Genomic DNA, 1,095 nt, shown 5'->3' with positions numbered 1-1,095 from the left:
CGACCCGCCGCCGCCGCCGCCGCCGACGACCGAACTGCAGAAACTGCTTCTGACTTACCTGCAGGAAAGCTGGCCGACGTTGCGCACGCAGCAGTCTTTCACGCGCGCGGATCTGTTCCAGGGCCTGGAGCAGGCGGCGGTGCCACTCGGCCCCGAGCGCGCCTTCGCCATCGCCTGCGACAAACACCCTCTCGACGTTCTGGTGGATGCCCGAGAATTCTTCAAAGCCCGATCCGCGCGAGGTCTCTCTGCTGCGGCGTCGGTTTCAGAAGCCGACGGCATCGTCTGCGGCGCCATCGTCCGCTATGCACTGGTCGCCGCCGAGCGCTACGTCGTTGGTAAGGTCGAGGAAGGTGCCGATAGGCATCGCCCGGACCACGACCCTGTGAGGAGCTCCGATCATCTGGTGGCCTGCATCGAGGCTGCTATGCGCTTGGGGTTTGGATTGTGTTTCTCTGCCGGGAACCCGCAGCCCGAGAACGTCTTCCGCCTCGTCCATCCGGTTCCTGAACCTGGCGTGTCGGGCGAAGAAGGCGAGGCGCTCTCGGCGGCTGAACTGCTGGCAACACTCGAGCGGGGCGAGTTGCAGACAGGCAGGGATTTCGACCGGAACTACGTGAAAACCATCATTAAGAAACGCGCCAAGAAACTGCAAACGGGGCTGGTGGTGAGCGCCGATGCCGAAGGCCGCTTGCAGAGCGCCGACAGGCGAGCCGAACTTCTTCAATACTTGAAAGACAAGTTCGAACTCCAGACTTTCTTCCACCAGCGAGCGCACGAGACAATGCCGCGTTGGGCAAAGGAAATGCAGGATACTTTGCTGCACGCGCTCGGCCCGATTTTTGCCATTTCGCTCGAGAACGCGAAAACCAAGGAGGAAAGTATGCCCGAAAAAACTGACCAACAGGCCCCCCGATGACCTCGACCGCCCTCCCCAATTCTCCGTTCAACAAGCTGCAGTCCGGCGCCGTCCAGGAGCTTCGGGAATCTCCCGGCCAGGCGCGTGCCTGGCACCAGTGGTCGGCGGCCGAAATCGACGCGCTGACGCTGGCCTACGCGGCGCGGAACGCATCAAGCTGCGCCTCAAGCGCACAT

2 protein-coding genes are annotated in these 1,095 nt (G+C 62.6%); both read left to right on the top strand.

Annotated elements, in window-relative coordinates; all coding sequences use genetic code 11:
• Nucleotides 1-919, top strand: a 919-nt coding sequence (locus CAPSK01_RS17525) for a hypothetical protein (protein ID WP_034929760.1), incomplete at its 5' end; no start/stop codon positions are given.
• The coding region (locus CAPSK01_RS17520; protein ID WP_034929758.1) for a hypothetical protein at nucleotides 916-1,095 on the top strand (180 nt) is incomplete at its 3' end. The genes CAPSK01_RS17525 and CAPSK01_RS17520, both read left to right, overlap by 4 nt.

The sequence above is a fragment of the Candidatus Accumulibacter vicinus genome (assembly GCF_000584955.1).
Lineage (GTDB): Bacteria > Pseudomonadota > Gammaproteobacteria > Burkholderiales > Rhodocyclaceae > Accumulibacter > Accumulibacter vicinus.
The sequence above is the reverse complement of the archived record's forward strand: the minus strand, read 5'-3'. Positions and strand labels throughout refer to the sequence as shown.